Origin of the sequence: Clostridium sp. UBA1056, from assembly GCA_002316385.1 — a bacterium.
GTDB lineage: Bacteria > Bacillota > Clostridia > Clostridiales > Clostridiaceae > Clostridium_J.
The window spans coordinates 123,029-141,496 of record DCDL01000051.1; the positions used below are offsets into that span (position 1 = coordinate 123,029).

18 protein-coding genes and 1 other annotated feature are annotated in these 18,468 nt (G+C 28.5%); of the genes, 16 read left to right on the top strand and 2 right to left on the bottom strand.

Annotation, left to right across the window (positions count from 1 at the left end; translation table 11 throughout):
* From B3W71_RS12870 to B3W71_RS12895, 6 genes are all read left to right on the top strand, one after another.
* Nucleotides 1–1,079, top strand: a 1,079-nt coding sequence (locus tag B3W71_RS12870; RefSeq protein ID WP_346889335.1) for a SpaA isopeptide-forming pilin-related protein, incomplete at its 5' end; no start/stop codon positions are given.
* 788 nt (nt 1,080–1,867) lie between these two features.
* Nucleotides 1,868–2,395 carry a QueT transporter family protein gene (locus B3W71_RS12875; protein ID WP_346889336.1) on the top strand — a complete coding sequence of 176 codons (528 nt, stop codon included), beginning with the start codon at nt 1,868–1,870 and terminating at the stop codon, nt 2,393–2,395.
* A 582-nt stretch (nt 2,396–2,977) separates the two neighbouring features.
* Nucleotides 2,978–3,748 carry a GDSL-type esterase/lipase family protein gene (locus B3W71_RS12880; protein ID WP_346889337.1) on the top strand — a complete coding sequence of 257 codons (771 nt, stop codon included), beginning with the start codon at nt 2,978–2,980 and terminating at the stop codon, nt 3,746–3,748.
* 9 nt (nt 3,749–3,757) lie between these two features.
* Nucleotides 3,758–4,231, top strand: a complete 474-nt coding sequence (locus tag B3W71_RS12885) for a DUF4358 domain-containing protein (protein ID WP_346889338.1) — start codon at nt 3,758–3,760, stop codon at nt 4,229–4,231.
* Between the two features lie 28 nt (nt 4,232–4,259).
* Nucleotides 4,260–5,666 carry an MBOAT family O-acyltransferase gene (locus B3W71_RS12890; RefSeq protein ID WP_346889339.1) on the top strand — a complete coding sequence of 469 codons (1,407 nt, stop codon included), beginning with the start codon at nt 4,260–4,262 and terminating at the stop codon, nt 5,664–5,666.
* A gap of 20 nt (nt 5,667–5,686) precedes the next feature.
* Entirely contained in the window at nt 5,687–6,823 is a 1,137-nt protein-coding gene (locus B3W71_RS12895) for a DHHW family protein (protein ID WP_346889340.1), read from the top strand.
* Nucleotides 6,824–6,900: 77 nt separating this feature from the next.
* Here the strand turns inward: B3W71_RS12895 and B3W71_RS12900 are convergent, their stop codons facing one another.
* Complete coding sequence (locus B3W71_RS12900) at nt 6,901–7,383, bottom strand: DUF1648 domain-containing protein (RefSeq protein ID WP_346889341.1); 483 nt, start codon at nt 7,381–7,383, stop codon at nt 6,901–6,903.
* Between the two features lie 198 nt (nt 7,384–7,581).
* Nucleotides 7,582–7,826: a binding site (T-box leader), on the top strand.
* 298 nt (nt 7,827–8,124) lie between these two features.
* Here B3W71_RS12900 and asnS point away from each other — a divergent pair.
* The 8 genes from asnS to B3W71_RS12940 all read left to right on the top strand — a co-directional run bounded on the left by asnS (nt 8,125) and on the right by B3W71_RS12940 (nt 16,579).
* Complete coding sequence (asnS, locus tag B3W71_RS12905; RefSeq protein WP_414632030.1) at nt 8,125–9,516, top strand: asparagine--tRNA ligase; 1,392 nt, start codon at nt 8,125–8,127, stop codon at nt 9,514–9,516.
* A gap of 430 nt (nt 9,517–9,946) precedes the next feature.
* The gene (locus B3W71_RS12910) at nt 9,947–10,807 is read left to right on the top strand and encodes a hypothetical protein (protein ID WP_346889342.1); all 861 of its coding nucleotides are present in this window, start codon (nt 9,947–9,949) and stop codon (nt 10,805–10,807) included.
* A 765-nt stretch (nt 10,808–11,572) separates the two neighbouring features.
* Nucleotides 11,573–13,336: a methyl-accepting chemotaxis protein gene (locus tag B3W71_RS12915; protein ID WP_346889343.1), complete on the top strand. Its 1,764-nt coding sequence runs from the start codon at nt 11,573–11,575 to the stop codon at nt 13,334–13,336.
* A 222-nt stretch (nt 13,337–13,558) separates the two neighbouring features.
* Nucleotides 13,559–13,864, top strand: a complete 306-nt coding sequence (locus B3W71_RS12920; RefSeq protein WP_346889344.1) for a metalloregulator ArsR/SmtB family transcription factor — start codon at nt 13,559–13,561, stop codon at nt 13,862–13,864.
* Nucleotides 13,865–14,258: 394 nt separating this feature from the next.
* Nucleotides 14,259–14,570, top strand: coding sequence for a DUF1540 domain-containing protein (locus tag B3W71_RS12925; RefSeq protein ID WP_346889345.1), 312 nt, complete (start codon nt 14,259–14,261; stop codon nt 14,568–14,570).
* A gap of 246 nt (nt 14,571–14,816) precedes the next feature.
* Entirely contained in the window at nt 14,817–15,674 is an 858-nt protein-coding gene (locus B3W71_RS12930; RefSeq protein WP_346889346.1) for a YitT family protein, read from the top strand.
* 410 nt (nt 15,675–16,084) lie between these two features.
* The gene (locus tag B3W71_RS12935) at nt 16,085–16,327 is read left to right on the top strand and encodes a hypothetical protein (RefSeq protein WP_346889347.1); all 243 of its coding nucleotides are present in this window, start codon (nt 16,085–16,087) and stop codon (nt 16,325–16,327) included.
* Between the two features lie 27 nt (nt 16,328–16,354).
* Nucleotides 16,355–16,579: a hypothetical protein gene (locus B3W71_RS12940; RefSeq protein WP_346889348.1), complete on the top strand. Its 225-nt coding sequence runs from the start codon at nt 16,355–16,357 to the stop codon at nt 16,577–16,579.
* Nucleotides 16,580–16,773: 194 nt separating this feature from the next.
* On the opposite strand, the gene B3W71_RS12945 is transcribed toward B3W71_RS12940, so the two are convergent.
* Nucleotides 16,774–16,944 carry a DUF362 domain-containing protein gene (locus B3W71_RS12945; protein WP_346889349.1) on the bottom strand — a complete coding sequence of 57 codons (171 nt, stop codon included), beginning with the start codon at nt 16,942–16,944 and terminating at the stop codon, nt 16,774–16,776.
* Between the two features lie 264 nt (nt 16,945–17,208).
* Here B3W71_RS12945 and ymfI point away from each other — a divergent pair, with 264 nt between their 5' ends.
* Entirely contained in the window at nt 17,209–17,946 is a 738-nt protein-coding gene (gene ymfI / locus B3W71_RS12950) for an elongation factor P 5-aminopentanone reductase (RefSeq protein ID WP_346889350.1), read from the top strand.
* Nucleotides 17,947–18,032: 86 nt separating this feature from the next.
* Nucleotides 18,033–18,371 (top strand): hypothetical protein, encoded by a 339-nt coding sequence (locus B3W71_RS12955; protein WP_346889351.1) that lies wholly within the window; start codon nt 18,033–18,035, stop codon nt 18,369–18,371.
* Nucleotides 18,372–18,468 lie beyond the last annotated feature (97 nt).

Below are 18,468 nucleotides of genomic sequence, written 5' to 3' on the forward strand. Positions count from 1 at the left end.
GATATGTTATTTCAGACGAGGTGCTAACTGCTAATATAACTGAAAATGATAGTACTGTAAAAGCAAGTCCTGAAAGTATATCTAATAGAAAGATTAGAGGAAGTATAGAGTTTTCTAAACTAGATGAAAATGAAAAGCCATTACAAGGAGCAGAATTCAAACTTTACAAAGAAACAGATAAAAACTTTGAGAACCCTATGGGAGTAGCTATAAGTGATGAAAAAGGACATGTAGAGTTCACAAATGTAGAATATGGAAAGTACAATATAAAAGAAACAAAAGCTCCAGAGGGATATGTTATTTCAGACGAGGTATTAACTGCCGATATAACTGAAAATAGTAGTATTGTGAAAGCAAATCCTGAAAGTGTATCTAATAGAAAAATCAGAGGAGCTATTCAAATTAAAAAGCTAGATCAAAATAAAATACCTTTAAAGGATGCAGAATTTACATTATATAATGCAGATGGTAAAGCAATTGAAACTTCTGTGTCAGGTGAAGATGGCATTGTATTGTTTAAGGATATTCTTTATGGAGAGTATACAATAAAAGAAACAAAAGTTCCTGAAGGATATTTAATTTCAGAAGGCGCAATAAAGGTATTTGTGGATAAAGATAAGGAGTTATACACTTATGATGTAGTAAATAATAGAATTAAGGGCAGTATTATAATTACTAAAACTGATATGAACGGAAAGCTACTTGAAGGTGCAGAGTTTACTTTATATGATAGAAATGGTAAAGAAGTAACTACTGTAATTTCTGATAAGGATGGTATTGCAGCTTTTAATGATGTAGATTATGGTAATTATACTATTAAGGAAACCAAGGCTCCTAAGGGGTATATTCTAAGCAAAGAGCAACTAGAAGTTAAGGTTAATTCTGTAGAAAGCCAAAAGTTTATTGTTAAAAATGAAGCTGAAAAGTTTGTTGTTAAAAATGAAGTTGAAAAGCTTGGTAATAAAATGGTAAATATTCTACCTAAAACTGGTGGTGTATTTAATTATAAACTTATAATTGGAATGGTAATAATTATAAGTGGTGTTGGTTTATTAGTGAAAAGAAATAAATCAAAGTAGTTAAACTATCTATGTAATAGGATAAGTTTTCTATATATTTTATAGTAAAAAAGACTAAGGAATAACCATGAAGTTAAACCTTAGTTTTTTTATTAGAATCTTGTTGGAAATATCTTATAAGAAAATTTCTAACGGAAAATGTGAAAAATGATAAAAGGAATCTTTTGAAAATATATTGAAACCTTGAAATTTAGAACTTTAGAAGATATAATAAAGAAGAACAAAATTAATGAGACAGTTCGTAAGCCTCCTGTCTTTAAATAAAACTACGGCATTGAAATCTTTTAATTAAATCCTCAAGAAAAGTTCAAAACAAAGTTAATTTTTATTTTGGTAAAAGCTAGTAAAGTAATATAATCTATTATTTGTTAAATTAGAGTTTTAATTTAATAGATATAAGTTATAGTTTTTATACTGTTTAGAACTTTATTTATGTGTAAAGATTACAAGGCTGTCATTTGGGTGACAGCCTTTATTTTTTCTATAGGATATGGAGAAATACCTATATGCTATAGGATGATATATAATCTTAACTCAAATAAGTGTATAATGAGATGCTTGAGATGGATAGAAATAAGATGCTGAGTTGAAGATAGGTGCAGAGCTAGTGAGGTGACATAGCTAGACTCATTATTTTTTAGTAGGTTTGTATAGAGCCTTAATAGGACAATATAAATCTAACAATGCTAAAAGCGTATACTATTAACAAATTTCTTAGAGTTTTGCTTATTAGAAGTTGTTAACTAGGTACCTAGGCAGGAATTAAAAAATGAGGAGGTATTATATTTATGAATACTAGCAACAAAACTAGAAAATTATTAAAGATGGCATTAATCATAGCTGCTTATGTAGCGGTTACTGCTGTTATTGCACCTTTTGCATTTGGAAGCATTCAATTTAGAATATCAGAGGTATTAGTACTTTTAGCATTTATAGACCCACTATATATTCCAGCTTTAACTATAGGATGTGCTATATCTAACTTCCTACTTAGTCCTATGGCTATAGTTGATGTGATATTCGGAAGTTTAGCTACTTTAATAGCTTTAGTTCTAATTTGGCGAACTAAAGTGTTATTAACTAAAAAAGAGGGTTATAATAGTATATTTGTACTGTTTATAGCATCCTTATGGGCAACTATATCAAATGCTTTAATTGTAGGAGCAGAACTTTACTACATGTTAAATCTACCATTCTGGCTTTCAGCTTTAGAAGTTGCAATAGGAGAATTTGTAGTAGTTTCAATTATAGGTGTTTTAGTATTTAAATTTATTCTAGAAAATGAAAATTTAAAAGATAAGTTAAAATTTAATTAAGTTTTATTAAAAGACTCAGCTGATAAAAATTTCAAGGATAGTTAAAATTCAAATAGAACTAGAAAAAATTGGTTATCATAGTTTATTTTGGAATATCCTATAATAAATGTTAGAGATTTAAGAAATATATAACATTATAATAATAGAAAACCTAAGTATACTTATGCTTAGGTTTTTTGTATGACACTTTGTAAAGTCAAGTGCAATACTCATTTAATGTTTCTGAAAAGACATCAGAAGGCAGTTCATAATCTATGCACTTTATAGAATTTATTTTAAGTTCCTTTTATATACCAGATATGTTTTTACCTAAATGACAAGATATTGACTTTAAGCTATATCCTATCTTTTTAAAATTAGCTATACAACAACGTTAATGTGTAGTAATATATTTATAGCTCATAATTTTCACGTTCTTTAAAGTAGTTTTAATATGAATGTGTGATTATGGGCTATATTTTCGTAAATCGGTGTTGTACTTAAAATGATTTTAAGAAACGTAAGGATTTTGTAACCAAATGCTAAATTTATTGTATTACAATAATTAAGTAAGATAAATATGAAACAGAAGAGGAAGGTAACATGAAAAAAAGAAGTTTTAGAATTATAGCATTTACGGGATTAATAACCATAGCAATAGCAACAACTACATATATAATTATAAGTAATCAGAAAGATAGTATAAATGAAGAAAAAAAGGTTCTTTTAGGAAAGAAACATTTAAAGCAGCTAGAAGAGATGGAGCTAAGTGCAGTAGAAGAAAAAATAGACAAGCATCATACTCCAGAAGTAGTTATAGAGGATAAAGATATTGATTTCTATAATTTCTATGAAAATACAGTATTTATGGGGGATTCGATTACAGAAGGACTTATAGATATGAGTTTAGTGAATGAGTACAATGTAATAAGTAATAAGGGAGATACTGTAGTCAAGGGAAGAAAAAACATAGATAAACTTACATCTTTACAACCTAAAAATGTGGTCATGTTATACGGTATGAATGATGTAATAGAGTTTGATGGAAGTTCAGACCAATTTAAGTCTAATTATATAGGATTTGTAAATGATGTTAAGACAAAATTACCTAATGCAAACATATATATACAAGCACCTCTACCTGTCATGGAAAAGGCTAAAGAAACTAATGCAAGGCTTACTAATTCTAACTTAGATGAGTTTAGAAAAATAGCATATGAGGTAAGTCAAGAAACTGGAGTTAACTATGTAAATATTGATGTTTTAGCAAGAGATAAGGATGAATTACATGAAGGAGATGGGATACATTTTAAATATGATTTCTACTTAAAATGGTTAGCTTATTTACATCAAGCTATCATATCAAATAATTAGGAGATAAATATGAAGAACTATAAAAATTATTATTACATATTAACAGCGGCTATACTAATTACATTTATAGCCTTGTATCAAGTGCTTAAAGTTAAAGATGTAGATATGGATAGCTTAAGGCAAAGTCTCTCACAGATTATAGACAGTGAACATATGGATATAGGTGATAGCTCAAAGCTAAGAAAGTTATATTATATTAGTAAAAATGAAGTAGAAGATTTTATTCTATACTCACCTAAAAGTAATATGGAGGCTAGTGAAGTACTTATATTAAAAGCAAAAAATGAGGAGGATATAGAACAGCTAAAGGTTAAAGTTGAAGAAAGAATAAAAAAACAATCCGATAGTTTTAAAAACTATAGACCAGAAGAATATGACATAATAAGTAACCGAGTATTAGATATAAAAGGAAAGTACTTAATATTGATCATTTCAAGCGAGTCGGAAAAAATAGAAGCAGCAATAAATAAAGAATTTAAGTAGTAACTATATTTTAATTGGAGTGATTAATTTGGTTTTTAGTAGTTTAATATTTTTATTTATGTTTTTACCAATTACCTTAATTATTTATTATATATGTCCTAGGAAATTTAAAAATCTAGTAATTCTTATTATGAGTTTAATTTTTTATGCATGGGGTGAGCCTATATATATTTTCTTAATGATAGGTTCTATATTAATTGACTACATAGGTGGCCTTATGATAGAGGCAAGCAAAGAAGACAAGGAAAAGAGAAGAGCTATATTTATTACAGTTATTGTGTTAAATCTAAGTTCCTTATTTTTCTTTAAGTATTATGGCTTTTTAATAGATAATATCAATGGAGTTTTAGGTACTAATCTTCAAATAAGAAATCTACCCTTACCACTGGGAATATCCTTTTACACCTTTCAACTTATATCCTATGTAGCAGATGTATATATGGGAAAGGTGGTTGCACAAAAAAATATCATCAATTTTGGGGCATATATTACCATGTTCCCTCAGTTAGTAGCTGGACCAATTGTCCAATATAATGATGTGGAAAATCAACTTAATAATAGAAGAGAGTCTATGGAGAAGTTTGGAAAGGGTGTAGAAAGATTCATCTTAGGAATAGGTAAGAAGGTACTTATTGCTAATAATATAGGAATAATTTGGACTTCCGTTAAGGGAATACCACTAGAAGAGCTATCTATATTATCAGCATGGATAGGTATAATTGCTTTTACACTACAAATATATTTTGACTTTAGTGGTTACTCTGATATGGCAATAGGTCTTGGAAAGATGTTTGGGTTCGATTTCTTAGAAAACTTTAAATATCCCTATATGTCTACGAGCGTTAGTGAATTTTGGAGAAGGTGGCATATATCTTTAGGGTCATGGTTTAGGGATTATATATACATTCCACTAGGTGGAAACAGAAGAGGTATAGCCATACAGTTTAGAAATTTATTTATAGTGTGGTTTGCTACAGGATTATGGCATGGAGCCAGCTGGAACTTTGTAATTTGGGGCCTATATTTTGGGGTATTTATATTCCTTGAAAAAGTATTTTTAGGAAAAGTACTAAAAAGAGTACCTGGATTTATTGCTCATACATATACTTTACTCTTAGTAATTATAAGTTGGGTATTCTTTGATATGGTCAAAGTTAACGAGGCATTAAATTACATAAAAGTTATGTTTGGCATAGGAGAAAATATATTTATTGATAATATGGCTAAATATAATCTAAAAACTAATCTGATAATTTTAGTAATAGCTATTCTTTGCTCTACACCTTTAATTAAAAATCTAATTGTGAATTTAAAAGAGAAGTATAAGCTAAAAGGTGAATTTATAGTAATAGTTATGAATATGTTAATTCTAATTATATCTACGGCTTACTTAGTTAGTGAAAGTTACAATCCTTTCCTATATTTTAGATTTTAAAGAAGAGCGGAGTGAGAGAAATGAGAAAGAGAAATAAAAGATGTAGAAGTTTAATGGCCGTAGTATTTCTCTTATTTATAGCTATAATGTCTATAAGTAATATACTAAGAAGAGAAAAAGTATTTTCAGAAGAAGAAAATAGAAATTTAAGCAGTAAACCAGAGTTTTCATTAACGAGCCTTTTTAAAGGTAATTATACTAAAAACTACGAAAGTTATATATCTGATCAATTTCCAGGTCGAAGGTTCTTTGTAAATGTTAAGGCTAAGACAGATAAATTAATGGGAAAAAGTGAAAGTAATGATGTATTTATAGGAAAGGATAATCAGCTCATAGAAGATTTTGAGGAAAGACATAAAGAAGAGACTGATGAGAAAGTTTCAGCTATTAATGAATTTGTAAATGTCAATGCAAATATAAATACATACTTTATGATGGTACCAACAGCTACAGAGATATTAAAGGAAAAACTACCTAAATATGCACCAGTGGGTAGTCAATTAGAATATATAAAGTATATACAAGAGAATATAAATTCCAATATAAAATTTATAAATCCTTATGATGCTCTAATTAATAATAAGGATAAATATTTATACTATAAAACTGACCATCATTGGACTAGTAAAGGAGCTTATATTGCCTATGTGGAATTCTGTAAAGCTGTAGGTCTAGAGCCTAAAAAAGAAGAAGAATTTGATATGGAATTAGTTGCTAATGATTTTTATGGAAGCTTAACTTCAAAAATAGGAGTAAAGAGGGGTAAGCCGGATTATATATATGCATATATACCTAAGGAAAATGGAGAAATTGTAGTTAATTATGTAACTGAGCAGAAGAGAACCACTAGTCTATATAATAGTGAAAGCTTGGATAAAAAAGATAAGTATGAGGTATTTACGGGAGGAAATCATCCTCATATTAACATTAAATCACTAGGAGACCAAAAAAAGAAGCTATTAGTAATTAAAGATTCCTATGCCAATAGTTTTTTACCATTTTTAACTTCTCATTATGGTGAGATAGATGTGGTAGATTTAAGGTATTATATGGAGGATGTAGAAGAGTTAATAAAAGCAAAAGGAATAACAGATATATTATTCCTATATAATGTAAATACTTTTAACTCTGATGACTCTATATTAAATCTTAATTAGATAATAAATAAGAGCTTAGATATATTAGTATCTAGGCTCTTTCATTTAATTACTGTTGTATATAAATTTAAATTGTATTATTCAAATTTTTTACTTCCTCTAATTATTCTAGTAATAAAAATAGCTAGTGTCCCAAATACAGCAATTAAAACGATAGGTGTAAACAAAATACTTAAAGAACTTTGAGTTGCTGAACATATTGTCATATAAGCAAAATCAGATACTAAAATTAGCTTCATAACTATAAGCATAGTTTTTAAATTAGTATATACAAAGCTTTTATTTTTTTCTGTGATTTCCACTGAAGTACTCCATATATTAGGGAAACATGTTAGTGTTGTAAGTCCTGCGTATAAAATTATTGAGATTATAGGTATTATAAGTAGATTGCCTTTTCCACTCCAGTTGGTAACAATTCCCTTAGCATTATAATGAGAAGGCAAAGTATCAGGAATAGTACTCCAAGAGATTATTAGATAGATTATGGAGCCTATTAAAATTAATAGAGCTAGAGCTTCAAGGAATTTCTGAAATTTAGTAAAAGGGATTTTCTCTTTCATAAGATAACCTCCTATAGAGATGAAATAAAGGAAAAATGTCTCACTGATTTGCATAATAGGTATAAAAACCTATATTTTAATTATATCATAAATTATTTCTATTAGAGTTGACATTCTAAAATCATGAACATATAATAATAGATAACAAATGTTTTGAATAAATAATATAAAATTGAAAATACTAGTTAATAGATGAGAATAAAGACTGTGATGAGAAGAGTAGATATGAGAAGTAGTTAAAGCGAATTGGCGATGGTGGAAGGTCAATACGAAGCTCTTATTGAAGAACATCTCGGAGTTTCTAACCGAAATCCTAGGAGAGTAGACTTAGACGGGGACTTACCGTTAAAAGAGAAGAGTATCAAGAGTAATCTTTGTACTTGTAGAGTTGATCATTATGATAATTTGGGTGGTACCGCGGAATGTATCCTTTCGTCCCTGTTTTTTTAGGGAAGGAAAGGTTTTTTTATTGCCTTAAAATAGAATCATACTACCTTAATAGGAAATAATTAGAACAGTATTGTAATTAGGTAATTTAAGTTTCTCCACTTTATATATAATCTTGTGAAGAATATGAAGAGGAAACATCAATATTAAAAATAATAAATTAATAAAAGCGAACAGTTCAAGGCAGTGAAGGAACGAGGAGTGAAGTTTATTAAACATAAATGAACACCGCAGTGACTGAAACTAACGAAGAAATGTGAAGCTTATATAAATTTATAAAAGGAGGATTTTATTATGGAAACAATCTTAGTAAAAAGTCTTTACAGAGAAAGTGAAAAGTACGCAGACAAGGATGTTTGTATTTCAGGATGGATTAGAACTTTAAGAAGTTCTAAAGCTTTTGGTTTTATAGAAGTTAATGATGGTAGCTTCTTTAAAAATGTTCAAGTAGTATTTGAGGATAGTCTTGATAACTTTAAAGAAATAGAAAAGTTAAGTATTAGTTCATCAATAATAGTTGAAGGGAAGCTTGTATTAACTCCAGGAAGTAAGCAACCTTTTGAAATTAAAGCTACAAAAATAGTAGTAGAAGGTGAATCAAGTAGTGAGTACCCACTTCAAAAGAAGAGACACACCTTTGAATATTTAAGAACTATAGCTCACTTAAGACCAAGAAGTAATGCTTTTTCAGCAGTATTTAGAGTACGTTCTTTAGTTGCTTATGCAATTCATAGCTTCTTCAATGAAAGAGGATTTGTTTATACTCACACTCCAATCATTACAGGAAGTGACTGTGAAGGTGCAGGAGAAATGTTCAGAGTTACAACTATGGACCTTGAAAACATCTCAATGACTGAGGATAAGAAAATAGACTATAAAAATGACTTCTTTGGTAAGGAAACAAACCTTACAGTTAGTGGTCAGCTTGCAGCAGAAGCTTATGCCCTTGCATTTAGAAATGTTTATACCTTTGGACCAACCTTCAGAGCTGAAAACTCTAACACTGCAAGACACGCTGCAGAGTTCTGGATGGTAGAGCCAGAAATAGCTTTTGCAGATCTTAAGGATGACATGACATTAGCAGAGGATATGATAAAATATATCATAAACTATGTTCTTGAAAATGCTCCAGAAGAAATGGAATTCTTCAACAGCTTTGTAGATAAGGGATTACTTGAAAGATTAAATCACGTAGCAACTTCAGACTTTGGTCATGTAACTTATACAGAAGCTGTAGAATTATTAAAGAAAGCAGATAAAGAGTTCCAGTATCCAGTAGAGTGGGGATGTGACCTTCAAACAGAGCATGAGAGATATCTTACAGAGGAAGTATACAAAAGACCAGTATTCGTAACTGATTATCCAAAGGAAATCAAAGCTTTCTACATGAGAATGAATGATGATAACAAAACTGTAGCAGCTATGGACTTATTAGTTCCTGGTATAGGAGAAATCATCGGAGGAAGCCAAAGAGAAGAAAGATACGATCTTCTTGTAGACAGAATCAATGAACTAGGATTAAACCCAGAGGACTACTGGTGGTATCTAGAATTAAGAAAGTTTGGTGGTACAAAGCACGCTGGATTTGGTCTAGGCTTTGAAAGAATGATAATGTATGTAACTGGAATGAGCAACATCAGAGACGTAATACCATTCCCAAGGACAACAGGAACTGCAGAGTTCTAGGAGAAAATTAATAAAATAAACAAGTATGAGGGTAAAACGAAAGTTTTGCCCTTTTGTTTTATGTTTAAAATTACAAATTAAACTGCTATTTTAAAGCTTAATTTTAATAACAGTATTTATTAAAATTAAGCTTTATTATTATATAAGTAGTAATTATTTAAAATTTAAAATAAAAATGTCAGAATTGTAAGTTCTCAATCGTTATATTTAGTAAGAGTACTCTTAGGCATCTGAAAATAAATNNTCTTTGCTTCAGAGGGGTTTTTCCACTGAAGCTTAGAAATCGTTATCTAGGGGCGTAGCCGTTCTTTACTCCCACTTTGAAGAAGATGGGAGTATTAGAGCGGGTAGTCATCAGATAACACAAAATAGACTATCATTCTGACTTATTTATTTTTTGAAGGTGCCTTAAACAGCAAGGAGTGATTAGGTGGAGATTTCATCAGATGAAAATTTTCAAAATAATATGCTAGCACAACTTTATGATGCTTATGAAAATAAAATGTATAGTATTGCATACTCAATTTTAAATAATGTAGAACAATCAGAGTATGCAGTTCCTTTTGATGAGGTTAAAAAAGTAGCAGAAAATATAAAATATGAAGTGATTCCTGGAGAATTTATTGATCTTGAAGCTAATAAAGCAAATAAAGAAAAAATAATAGAATATGTGGAACCTACAATTACAACTGATCATGTATTTAATATTGGTAAAGAAATAAGTGATGAAGGGTTCCCTGATCAAAACCCAACTTTTACTGTAAATAACATTGAAGTGTTGGATAAGTTACCAGAAGTAGATAAAAATAAGTTCTCTGATTATAATGAGTATCTTGAATTTATAAATGAAGATGGAACTCTAAAGGATTATGAAAGAGTTAATGAGAGAAAATGGGAAAATAATAAAATGAATACTGTTACTAAAACAGTAGGAATGAAGTATGTTTATGTGACTCTAACTATGAAGAATCCTTTTGATAAAGAGCTAAAAGATATAAATATTTATCCAAGAATTGGGTTTATGAAGAAAGCATCAAATGGTACTCTCGAATCGCTAAGTGATTATTGGGGAAATGGTAATGAACTTCAAACGGATAATGCACCAATATACTTTGATCAATCAGATTATGAAGGTGGACACTTCTACTTCTGTGATTTTGAACCAAATGAGACAAAAGAAACTCATTTAATTTACGCAGTAGATGAAGGTAAAATTGACAATGCTTACATTAATTTTGAACAAAGTGGAACTACATCTTTTGTTGGAAGGTACATTAAAGTAACTAAATAAAAATTTACCTAAATAAAAATTTGAAAAACTATCTCAAAATATTTTGAGGTAGTTTATTTTTATTGCAAGAAAAGTCATAACTAATTAACAAATAATTTGTCGCATTAATTTATGCTTAATATATAAGTATAAGACATTAACAACCACTAAGCAATTAAAAAAGTTATATATTTCTATATATAACTTTTTTAATATGGAACTTTTTAGACATATAAAATTTTAAAAAGTTCCTATGCTTAGAAGGAGTAAAGGGATTTAACTATTGAGGAATTTATAATATATAAACTAGAAAGCATCAGAATCAAGGCAATGTAGCTTGGGTTCATGATGCTTTTACAAAGTTAATGATTTTATTATAAAAATAATTAATCTTAATATAATCATCAGTATTTATAATTGCATATACGTATATGGCTATATTAAGAAATTTACCTAATTCATTTTCAATCTTGATTTTTTTGTAATTGATATGTTAGTTCGATAGATAAACATATATTTTTTAGGGATAAGGCTATTCTTTGAGAGACTAGTTTAGCTAATATAACTAACGATTGAGTAACTCTTTAAATTTAGTTAATTACATGATTAAAGGATTATATTTCATTATATTAAAGAATTTTAATAAATATACAAAAGTCCTCTTATGAAATTGCAAAATAAGTCGAAAATATAATTATGAATAGTTACATTTTGAATGAAACTTAAATTCATTATGAGGAAAAGGTAAAGTAATAAATTAAAATAATATAAAGGAGAGAATATTATATGAAGAAATTAAAAGTTAAATGGAAACTGAAGTTACAAACAAAGATAATAGTAACTCTACTTTTAGTATCCATTATAACTACAACTACAATGATAGTCGCAGTTTCAGGGTTTTTAATAGACATGGCAGTAGACAAGTATGTTATATATGGACAAGGTATACTAAATACAACAATCAGTGGAATAGATATAAATAAATTTGAAGAAATAATTAAAAAACAAGATGATTCTCTTGAATATTATGAAGAGCTTCGTTCTTATCTAGCAGCTATAAGAGAAGCAAATAATTTGAGCTATTTATTTACTGAAACTAAGGATTCTGAAGGAAACCCAATGTATATAGTAGATGGTAACGAAAAAAATGAAGAGGGTTTTTTACCTTTAGGAAAGAAAATTTCAGAAGGCAACTTTACAGAAAATCCTGAGGATATAGTAGCTAGATATTCTGGAAAGGCTGGATATTTTTATAATGAGGGCGAGGAGACACAGGGGCCATTTGTATCTTGTTACGCTCCAATAAACGACAGTCAAGGAAAACAAATAGCAGTAATATCTTGTGATTTCTATATGAAAGATTTAAATAAGGAAGTTAGTGATAATAAAAGTTATGCAAGTATGTTGCAATATGTTGGTGTGATAACTCTTATAATAGTATTAGTTACATTACTTCGTTTAAGTATACTTAAACCATTAAAGAAAATAGAAAAGTACATAAATTTATTAGCAACTGGTGATTTTTCTAAGGATATAGACAAAGATTTAATTGATAAAAATGATGAGATAGGAGAAATTGCTAAGGCAATATTAGCAATGAGAAATTCAATAAAGAATATTTTATTATCTGTAAATAAAGAATCAAATAATATGACTGAAGAAATAAAAGGTGCAAGCACTGAATTAGAAATTCTAGTGGATTCATTAGATGGAATAAATTCAACTACTCAACAATTAACTAATGCTATGGATGATACTGCAGCTTCAGCCGAAGAGTTAAATGCTAACTTCTCGGAGATAAGTACTGCAATTCAGGCTGTAAGTAGAAAGGCTGAAGAGAGTGCAACTTTAGCTTCTGAAGTTACCAGTAGAGCCGAAACACTTAGAAATGAAGCCTTAGGTACTAAAGAATTAACTTATAACGTTAAAAAGGATATAGATTATAAATTACAAGAGGCTATAGTTAAGTCACAATCAGTGACTAAGATAAGTACTTTAACTGATGAAATCCTTGAAATAACATCTCAAACAAATTTATTAGCGTTAAATGCAAGTATAGAAGCTGCAAGAGCTGGGGAAGTTGGAAAAGGATTTGCTGTAGTTGCCGATGAAATTAGAAAACTAGCAGAAAAATCTGGTAAAACAGCTAATCAAATAACTGCAATAACAGATGAAGTTATAGGAGCAGTAGATAATTTAGTAGATAGTTCAAAATCAGCTCTCTTATTTATAGATACTAATATAATTAAAGAGTATGAAATGCTACTAAATACTAGTGATCAATACAATAAAGATTCAGATAAAATAAGTGATATTACTGCAGATTTAAGTAGTGTTGCACAAGAGGTTACTTCATCCATTGAGACAATGTTAGATGTTGTTGGAAATATAGCTGAGGCTACATCAGAATGTGCTTCAGGGGTACTTTCAATATCGAAAGAATCAACTAATATAAAAGAGAAGTCTGATAATTTATTAGAAAACACTATAAGAATAAAATCCAGTACTGCAAACTTAGAGAAATCTGTATTAAAGTTTAAAGTAAAATAAATTTTAGAAATATAATGATCTAAAGAGGTAGCTATCTCAAAATGACTAAAAACTCATGTTGAGATAGCTATTTTTATATAGTGCAATTATATATCATATTTTTAAAAACTATACTAATTAAATTAAAATACAAAAATTATATAGAGGAACATCTATATTGACAATATAATGATGGATATTATATACGTATCCATAAATAAAAAGATTAGGAGATAGAATTTTATGAAATACGATTATGTAGAATATGTACAAATGTTTAAAGCATTAGCTGATGAGACTAGACTAAAAATTATTAATATGCTTACGGAGTCAGAGGAGTTATGTGCATGTAAAATTCTTGAGAATTTTAATATTACACAGCCTACATTATCTTATCACATGAGGATTTTAACGGATAGTGGATTGGTTGTTGGGAATAAAGATGGTTCATGGATGAAATATAGATTAAACTCAGAAAGGCTTATGGAATTAAAAAGTTTTTTAAACTCTAGAGATAAAAAATCTAAACATAAACCTTTAGGTCGATAATCTATAGGAGGAAAAATCATGAAGAAAAAAATAAATTTAGATGTGTTAACTACATTTTTAGGTTCAGGTAAAGCTACAGCATTTTCCAATTGAGAAACTATTACCCTTAAGGTTCATTTTAGTTTTTTAAAATCGTAATATTTAAGTATTAGATTTGTAAACTTTAAGCAATAGATATTAAGCCTATAAGATTTAAAATAAATATATGAATTCAAGGAGGGTCTTACGGAAAAGGGAAAAAAGCAAGAATATAAAACGATGATTAAAAGTCGCCTTGAAGTTTTATTTCTCTCTGGAAGAATTTTAATGAAAAGTAATTTTAAAAACAGGATAAGAATAAATTTCTATCTATATTCAAACAATAACGGAGAAATAAACTTTAGGAGGCATTTATATGACTAAATTAAAATGTGATGCACGTAGTTGTGCATATAATAATAACTATTATTGCTGTATTAATTCTATTCAAGTAGGTGGAAAAGAAGCTACTCATAAATCATCTACTTGTTGCGATAGCTTTGCAGAAAAGACAGGAACAATATCAAACAGCAATCAAACACCTAATCCTCATATGGAAATTGCTTGTGAAGCCACTAATTGTGTTTATAATGAAGATTATAAATGTGATGCTTCAGAAGTTCGTATTTCTGGAGATCATGCAGGCAAACCTATAGAAACAGAATGTGCTACATTTCATTACAAATAGATAAAGAATATTACAAATAAATATTTTAAATAAGCTACTACTATGGAATATAATGATTAAGTTCAGTTAATTTTCATAGTAGTAGTTTTTTATGTATATAAGTAATTAAACGGCGGAACATATATAAGAAAAAGAGAGATGTTGTAATAATTCATTGATTGCGATATGATGAAATAGAGGGAATTAACATTAAATTGAAAACATAAAATGTTTTCATAATAATCTGTAAAATAAATCAAGGAGGAGATGGGTTTGAAAAAAGAAATTAAGGATTACATTATAATAACTTTTGGATTAGTTTTGATTGCTATAGGGATTCATTTTTTTCTAGTTCCACACAATTTAGCAGCTGGAGGCCTTACAGGACTTGCCATGGTAATAAATCATTATGTGCCTACTCTTAGTATAGGTATCATAATGCTTGTAGGAAACGTATTTTTCTTCGCTATAGGTTTTATATTTATAGGAAAGGCTTTTGGAACAAAAACTATATATGCTAGTCTTATGCTTTCAATAATAATATCTATTCTAGAAAAAATAGTACCTGTTAGTGAGCCTATCTCACAAGATATACTTATAAATTTAGTTTTTGGTATATTAATTGGAGCTATAGGTATGGCTATGGTATTTAATAAGAATGCATCTACAGGAGGTACTGATATACCTGCAAAGATATTAAATAAATATGCTCATTTAGAAATTGGAAAAGGACTTTTAATCATAGATCTTATTGTAACAATGCTTGCTGTTATGACCTTTGGAGCTACTACAGGAATGTATGCTCTTCTTGGAGTTATAATTAATGGTTCTATGGTAGATTTCGTAATAGATGGGTTTAACATAACTAAAAGAATAGAGATAATGAGTTGCGAGACTGAAGAAATAAGAAAATTTATTATTGAAGAGCTAGATAGAAGTGCTACTATTTATCGTGCTGTAGGAGCATATAACTTAAAAAAAAGTGATGTTTTAGTAACTGTGCTAGGCAAGAGAGAGTTTATTAAACTTAAAAATTTTATAAAAGAAGTAGATCCACGTGCTTTTATTATAACTAACAATGTTCATGAAGTTCTGGGTGAAGGCTTTGGTAATATATTGGATTAATTATAAGATCAGCAAGTTTCAATTAAGAGATTTACGGATCTTTTATATTGTATTCTAATTTTAAGTAAAATTTATTTTGTATATTTGTACTTCAAAGTATTTTTAGCAAATAGAATTCTAATAATATTTAAGTTTAATTAGTATATTTAACTTATATAAGAAATAATTTTTATCAATGGGAAATATAAAATTTTGGAGGAAATATTGAAAAATTCTAAAATTTGTTATATTATATATGTAACTGAAATTTAATATATATTAAGTTAAGAAATTTATGATTGGGGGTATTATGAGGAGGAGAAGAATTAATAAAAGGTGTGAAGGATTATCCTCAAGAATATATCAGTATAGAGAAATAAAAGAATACATTTTTACATATATAGTAAATATGAATATTTAGACAGATATATATGAGAAAGATGGATAGTAGCAAAAACTTATTAATTATTTCAAATATATTAATTTTGGTAGGGGTAGGTTTAGGACTAGTTAGTTGGGGAACGAATCCTAATGAAGAAGCTAAAATTATAAAGGATAGTCTAGTGCCTTTAAGTACTGTAGAGGTTGGCAATAGACTTGAAGATTTAAAGGGGTTAAAAGATATATTACAGGATAAACAAATTATAGGCATAGGTGGGGAAACTAGCCTATAAAACAAAAGGATTCTTCCAAATGAAACAGTGGATATTGGAGTTTTTAGCAGAGGAAATGATGGGTATATAATCTTTGCTATGGATGTGGATTTTAGAAGAATAGCAGCATGTAATAACTATATTTTACATGGAGAAGGTAGCGATGAAAATATAGTTAGACAGACAAAGGTAAATAAGGGGCATTCATGGTCGGCTGAAGAGTCTTTAGAACTAATAGATATGAAAAAAATGGAAATGATAAGATGGTTTTAATCTTCAAAGCTAATGAATAATAATATTTATTATAATAGATATGAAGAAGATTATTATATAAAATTAAAACCAATAGATGCCTTCGATGATTTAATATTTATTAGTGATACTGACTCTACAAGTAAACTAAAATTAAAATATTAGACAAAAATAAAAAACAGATGTACATCTTGTACATCTGTTTTTTATTTGAATTAGTCTTGAACTGGAGCACCAACTGGGCAAACGCTAGCACAAGCACCACATTCGATACAAGAATCAGCATCGATAAGATATAATCCATCTCCTGCACTTATGCAGCTCACTGGACATTCAGCTTCGCAAGCACCACAAGAGATACAAGTATCTACTATTTTATAAGCCATCAAAAAGACCCCCTTTACTATTAAATCATGAATATCATAACACATTATGATATAATAATAAAGAGGATTTGTATCTAAATATGATAAAGTAATCAATAAATAAATACTTTTCATGACTAATAACTAGTTAAATGTATATTAATAGAAAATATATTAACATTTATTTAATACTTGTAAACTTTATAGATAATTTACTAGTGTTATAAAGAGACAAATGTTAAAATAACTACAATAGAAATTGAAGAAGTTTTACGAGGTATAGAAATGAAACTAACAGGTAAGGGTATAGTAATTACAGGTGGAACAAGAGGAATTGGTAAAGGAATAGCCTTGGAATTTGCTAAGGAAGGAGCATCATTAGTACTTAACTATTTTAGTGATGATGAAAGCGCTCAAGAAACTTTAAAGGAAATTAGATCTATGGGGAACTATTGTACTTTATTTAAAGGAGATGTAAGTAACTATAGACTTTCTAGGGAATTAATAGAGTACGCCGTGGAAAAATTAGGGAAGGTAGATGTATTGGTAAATAATGCAGCTATTTCTAAAATTGGATTATTTATGGATGAGACAGAAGAAGATTTTGATAAAATTATATCTATAAACTTTAAGTCGGTATTTAATACTACCAATTCTGTAGTTAAACATATGATTTCTAGAAAAGAAGGGAGTATAATTAATATATCATCAGTTTGGGGAGGAGAAGGAGCTGCTTGTGAAGTTTTATATTCTGCATCAAAGGGAGCCATAAACTCTTTTACAAAGGCCTTAGCTAAGGAATTAGCTTTAAGTAATATAAGAGTAAATGCCATAGCTCCAGGAGTTATAGAAACTAAGATGAATATGTGGATGCAGGAAAAAGAAAAAATAGAGTTAACTGAAGAAATACCTATGGGGAGATTTGGAAGCATATCGGAAGTGGGAAGAACTGCTGTATTTTTAGCTAGTAAAGATAGTAGCTATATCACAGGTGAAATATTAAATGTAAATGGTGGCTTTTAAACCTAACATTTAAAATATATAATAAATGTTCTATTTGGACATTATAGTATTATTAAATTTATACATATAGAAGGGAATTAATATTTATGAATAGTGTTGAAATGAAAACATTAATAAAGATTATAGTTTTATGTATAGCTTTATTTATATTTTCTCCATTTATTTTTGGAGTTTTAGGAATTGTATTTAAAGGAATTCTATGGCTTATTATAGGGATTGTAATTATAATAACCCTTAGCATAATGTATTTTAAATATAAGATTAAAAAAGGGACAAATGAATTTTATTCTTCCTACGAAAATGAAAGACATCAAGATAGAACTACTGAAAATATAAATTCAGATTCAGATTCTTATATAGACTACAGTGATTCTACTATTGTAGATGTGGAAGAGTATGAGGAAAGTGATGACAAGGAAAAATAATTTTAAATAAAACTTTAATATATGATAAAATAACTTATTTTATCAAGTGAGAGAATAAATAGTTAATAATAAGAGGGAGCACCAATAATAAATTATT

Excerpts from the sequence above, each read along its gene's own strand:
- B3W71_RS12875 (WP_346889336.1), top strand. The coding sequence starts at position 1,868 with ATGAATACTAGCAACAAAACTAGAAAATTATTAAAGATGGCATTAATC.
- B3W71_RS12880 (WP_346889337.1), top strand. The coding sequence starts at position 2,978 with ATGAAAAAAAGAAGTTTTAGAATTATAGCATTTACGGGATTAATAACC.
- B3W71_RS12885 (WP_346889338.1), top strand. The coding sequence starts at position 3,758 with ATGAAGAACTATAAAAATTATTATTACATATTAACAGCGGCTATACTA.
- B3W71_RS12895 (WP_346889340.1), top strand. The coding sequence starts at position 5,687 with ATGAGAAAGAGAAATAAAAGATGTAGAAGTTTAATGGCCGTAGTATTT.
- B3W71_RS12900 (WP_346889341.1), bottom strand. The coding sequence starts at position 7,383 with ATGAAAGAGAAAATCCCTTTTACTAAATTTCAGAAATTCCTTGAAGCT.
- asnS (WP_414632030.1), top strand. The coding sequence starts at position 8,125 with ATGGAAACAATCTTAGTAAAAAGTCTTTACAGAGAAAGTGAAAAGTAC.
- B3W71_RS12915 (WP_346889343.1), top strand. The coding sequence starts at position 11,573 with ATGAAGAAATTAAAAGTTAAATGGAAACTGAAGTTACAAACAAAGATA.
- B3W71_RS12920 (WP_346889344.1), top strand. The coding sequence starts at position 13,559 with ATGAAATACGATTATGTAGAATATGTACAAATGTTTAAAGCATTAGCT.
- B3W71_RS12925 (WP_346889345.1), top strand. The coding sequence starts at position 14,259 with ATGACTAAATTAAAATGTGATGCACGTAGTTGTGCATATAATAATAAC.
- B3W71_RS12930 (WP_346889346.1), top strand. The coding sequence starts at position 14,817 with ATGGGTTTGAAAAAAGAAATTAAGGATTACATTATAATAACTTTTGGA.
- B3W71_RS12935 (WP_346889347.1), top strand. The coding sequence starts at position 16,085 with ATGAGAAAGATGGATAGTAGCAAAAACTTATTAATTATTTCAAATATA.
- B3W71_RS12945 (WP_346889349.1), bottom strand. The coding sequence starts at position 16,944 with ATGGCTTATAAAATAGTAGATACTTGTATCTCTTGTGGTGCTTGCGAA.
- ymfI (WP_346889350.1), top strand. The coding sequence starts at position 17,209 with ATGAAACTAACAGGTAAGGGTATAGTAATTACAGGTGGAACAAGAGGA.
- B3W71_RS12955 (WP_346889351.1), top strand. The coding sequence starts at position 18,033 with ATGAATAGTGTTGAAATGAAAACATTAATAAAGATTATAGTTTTATGT.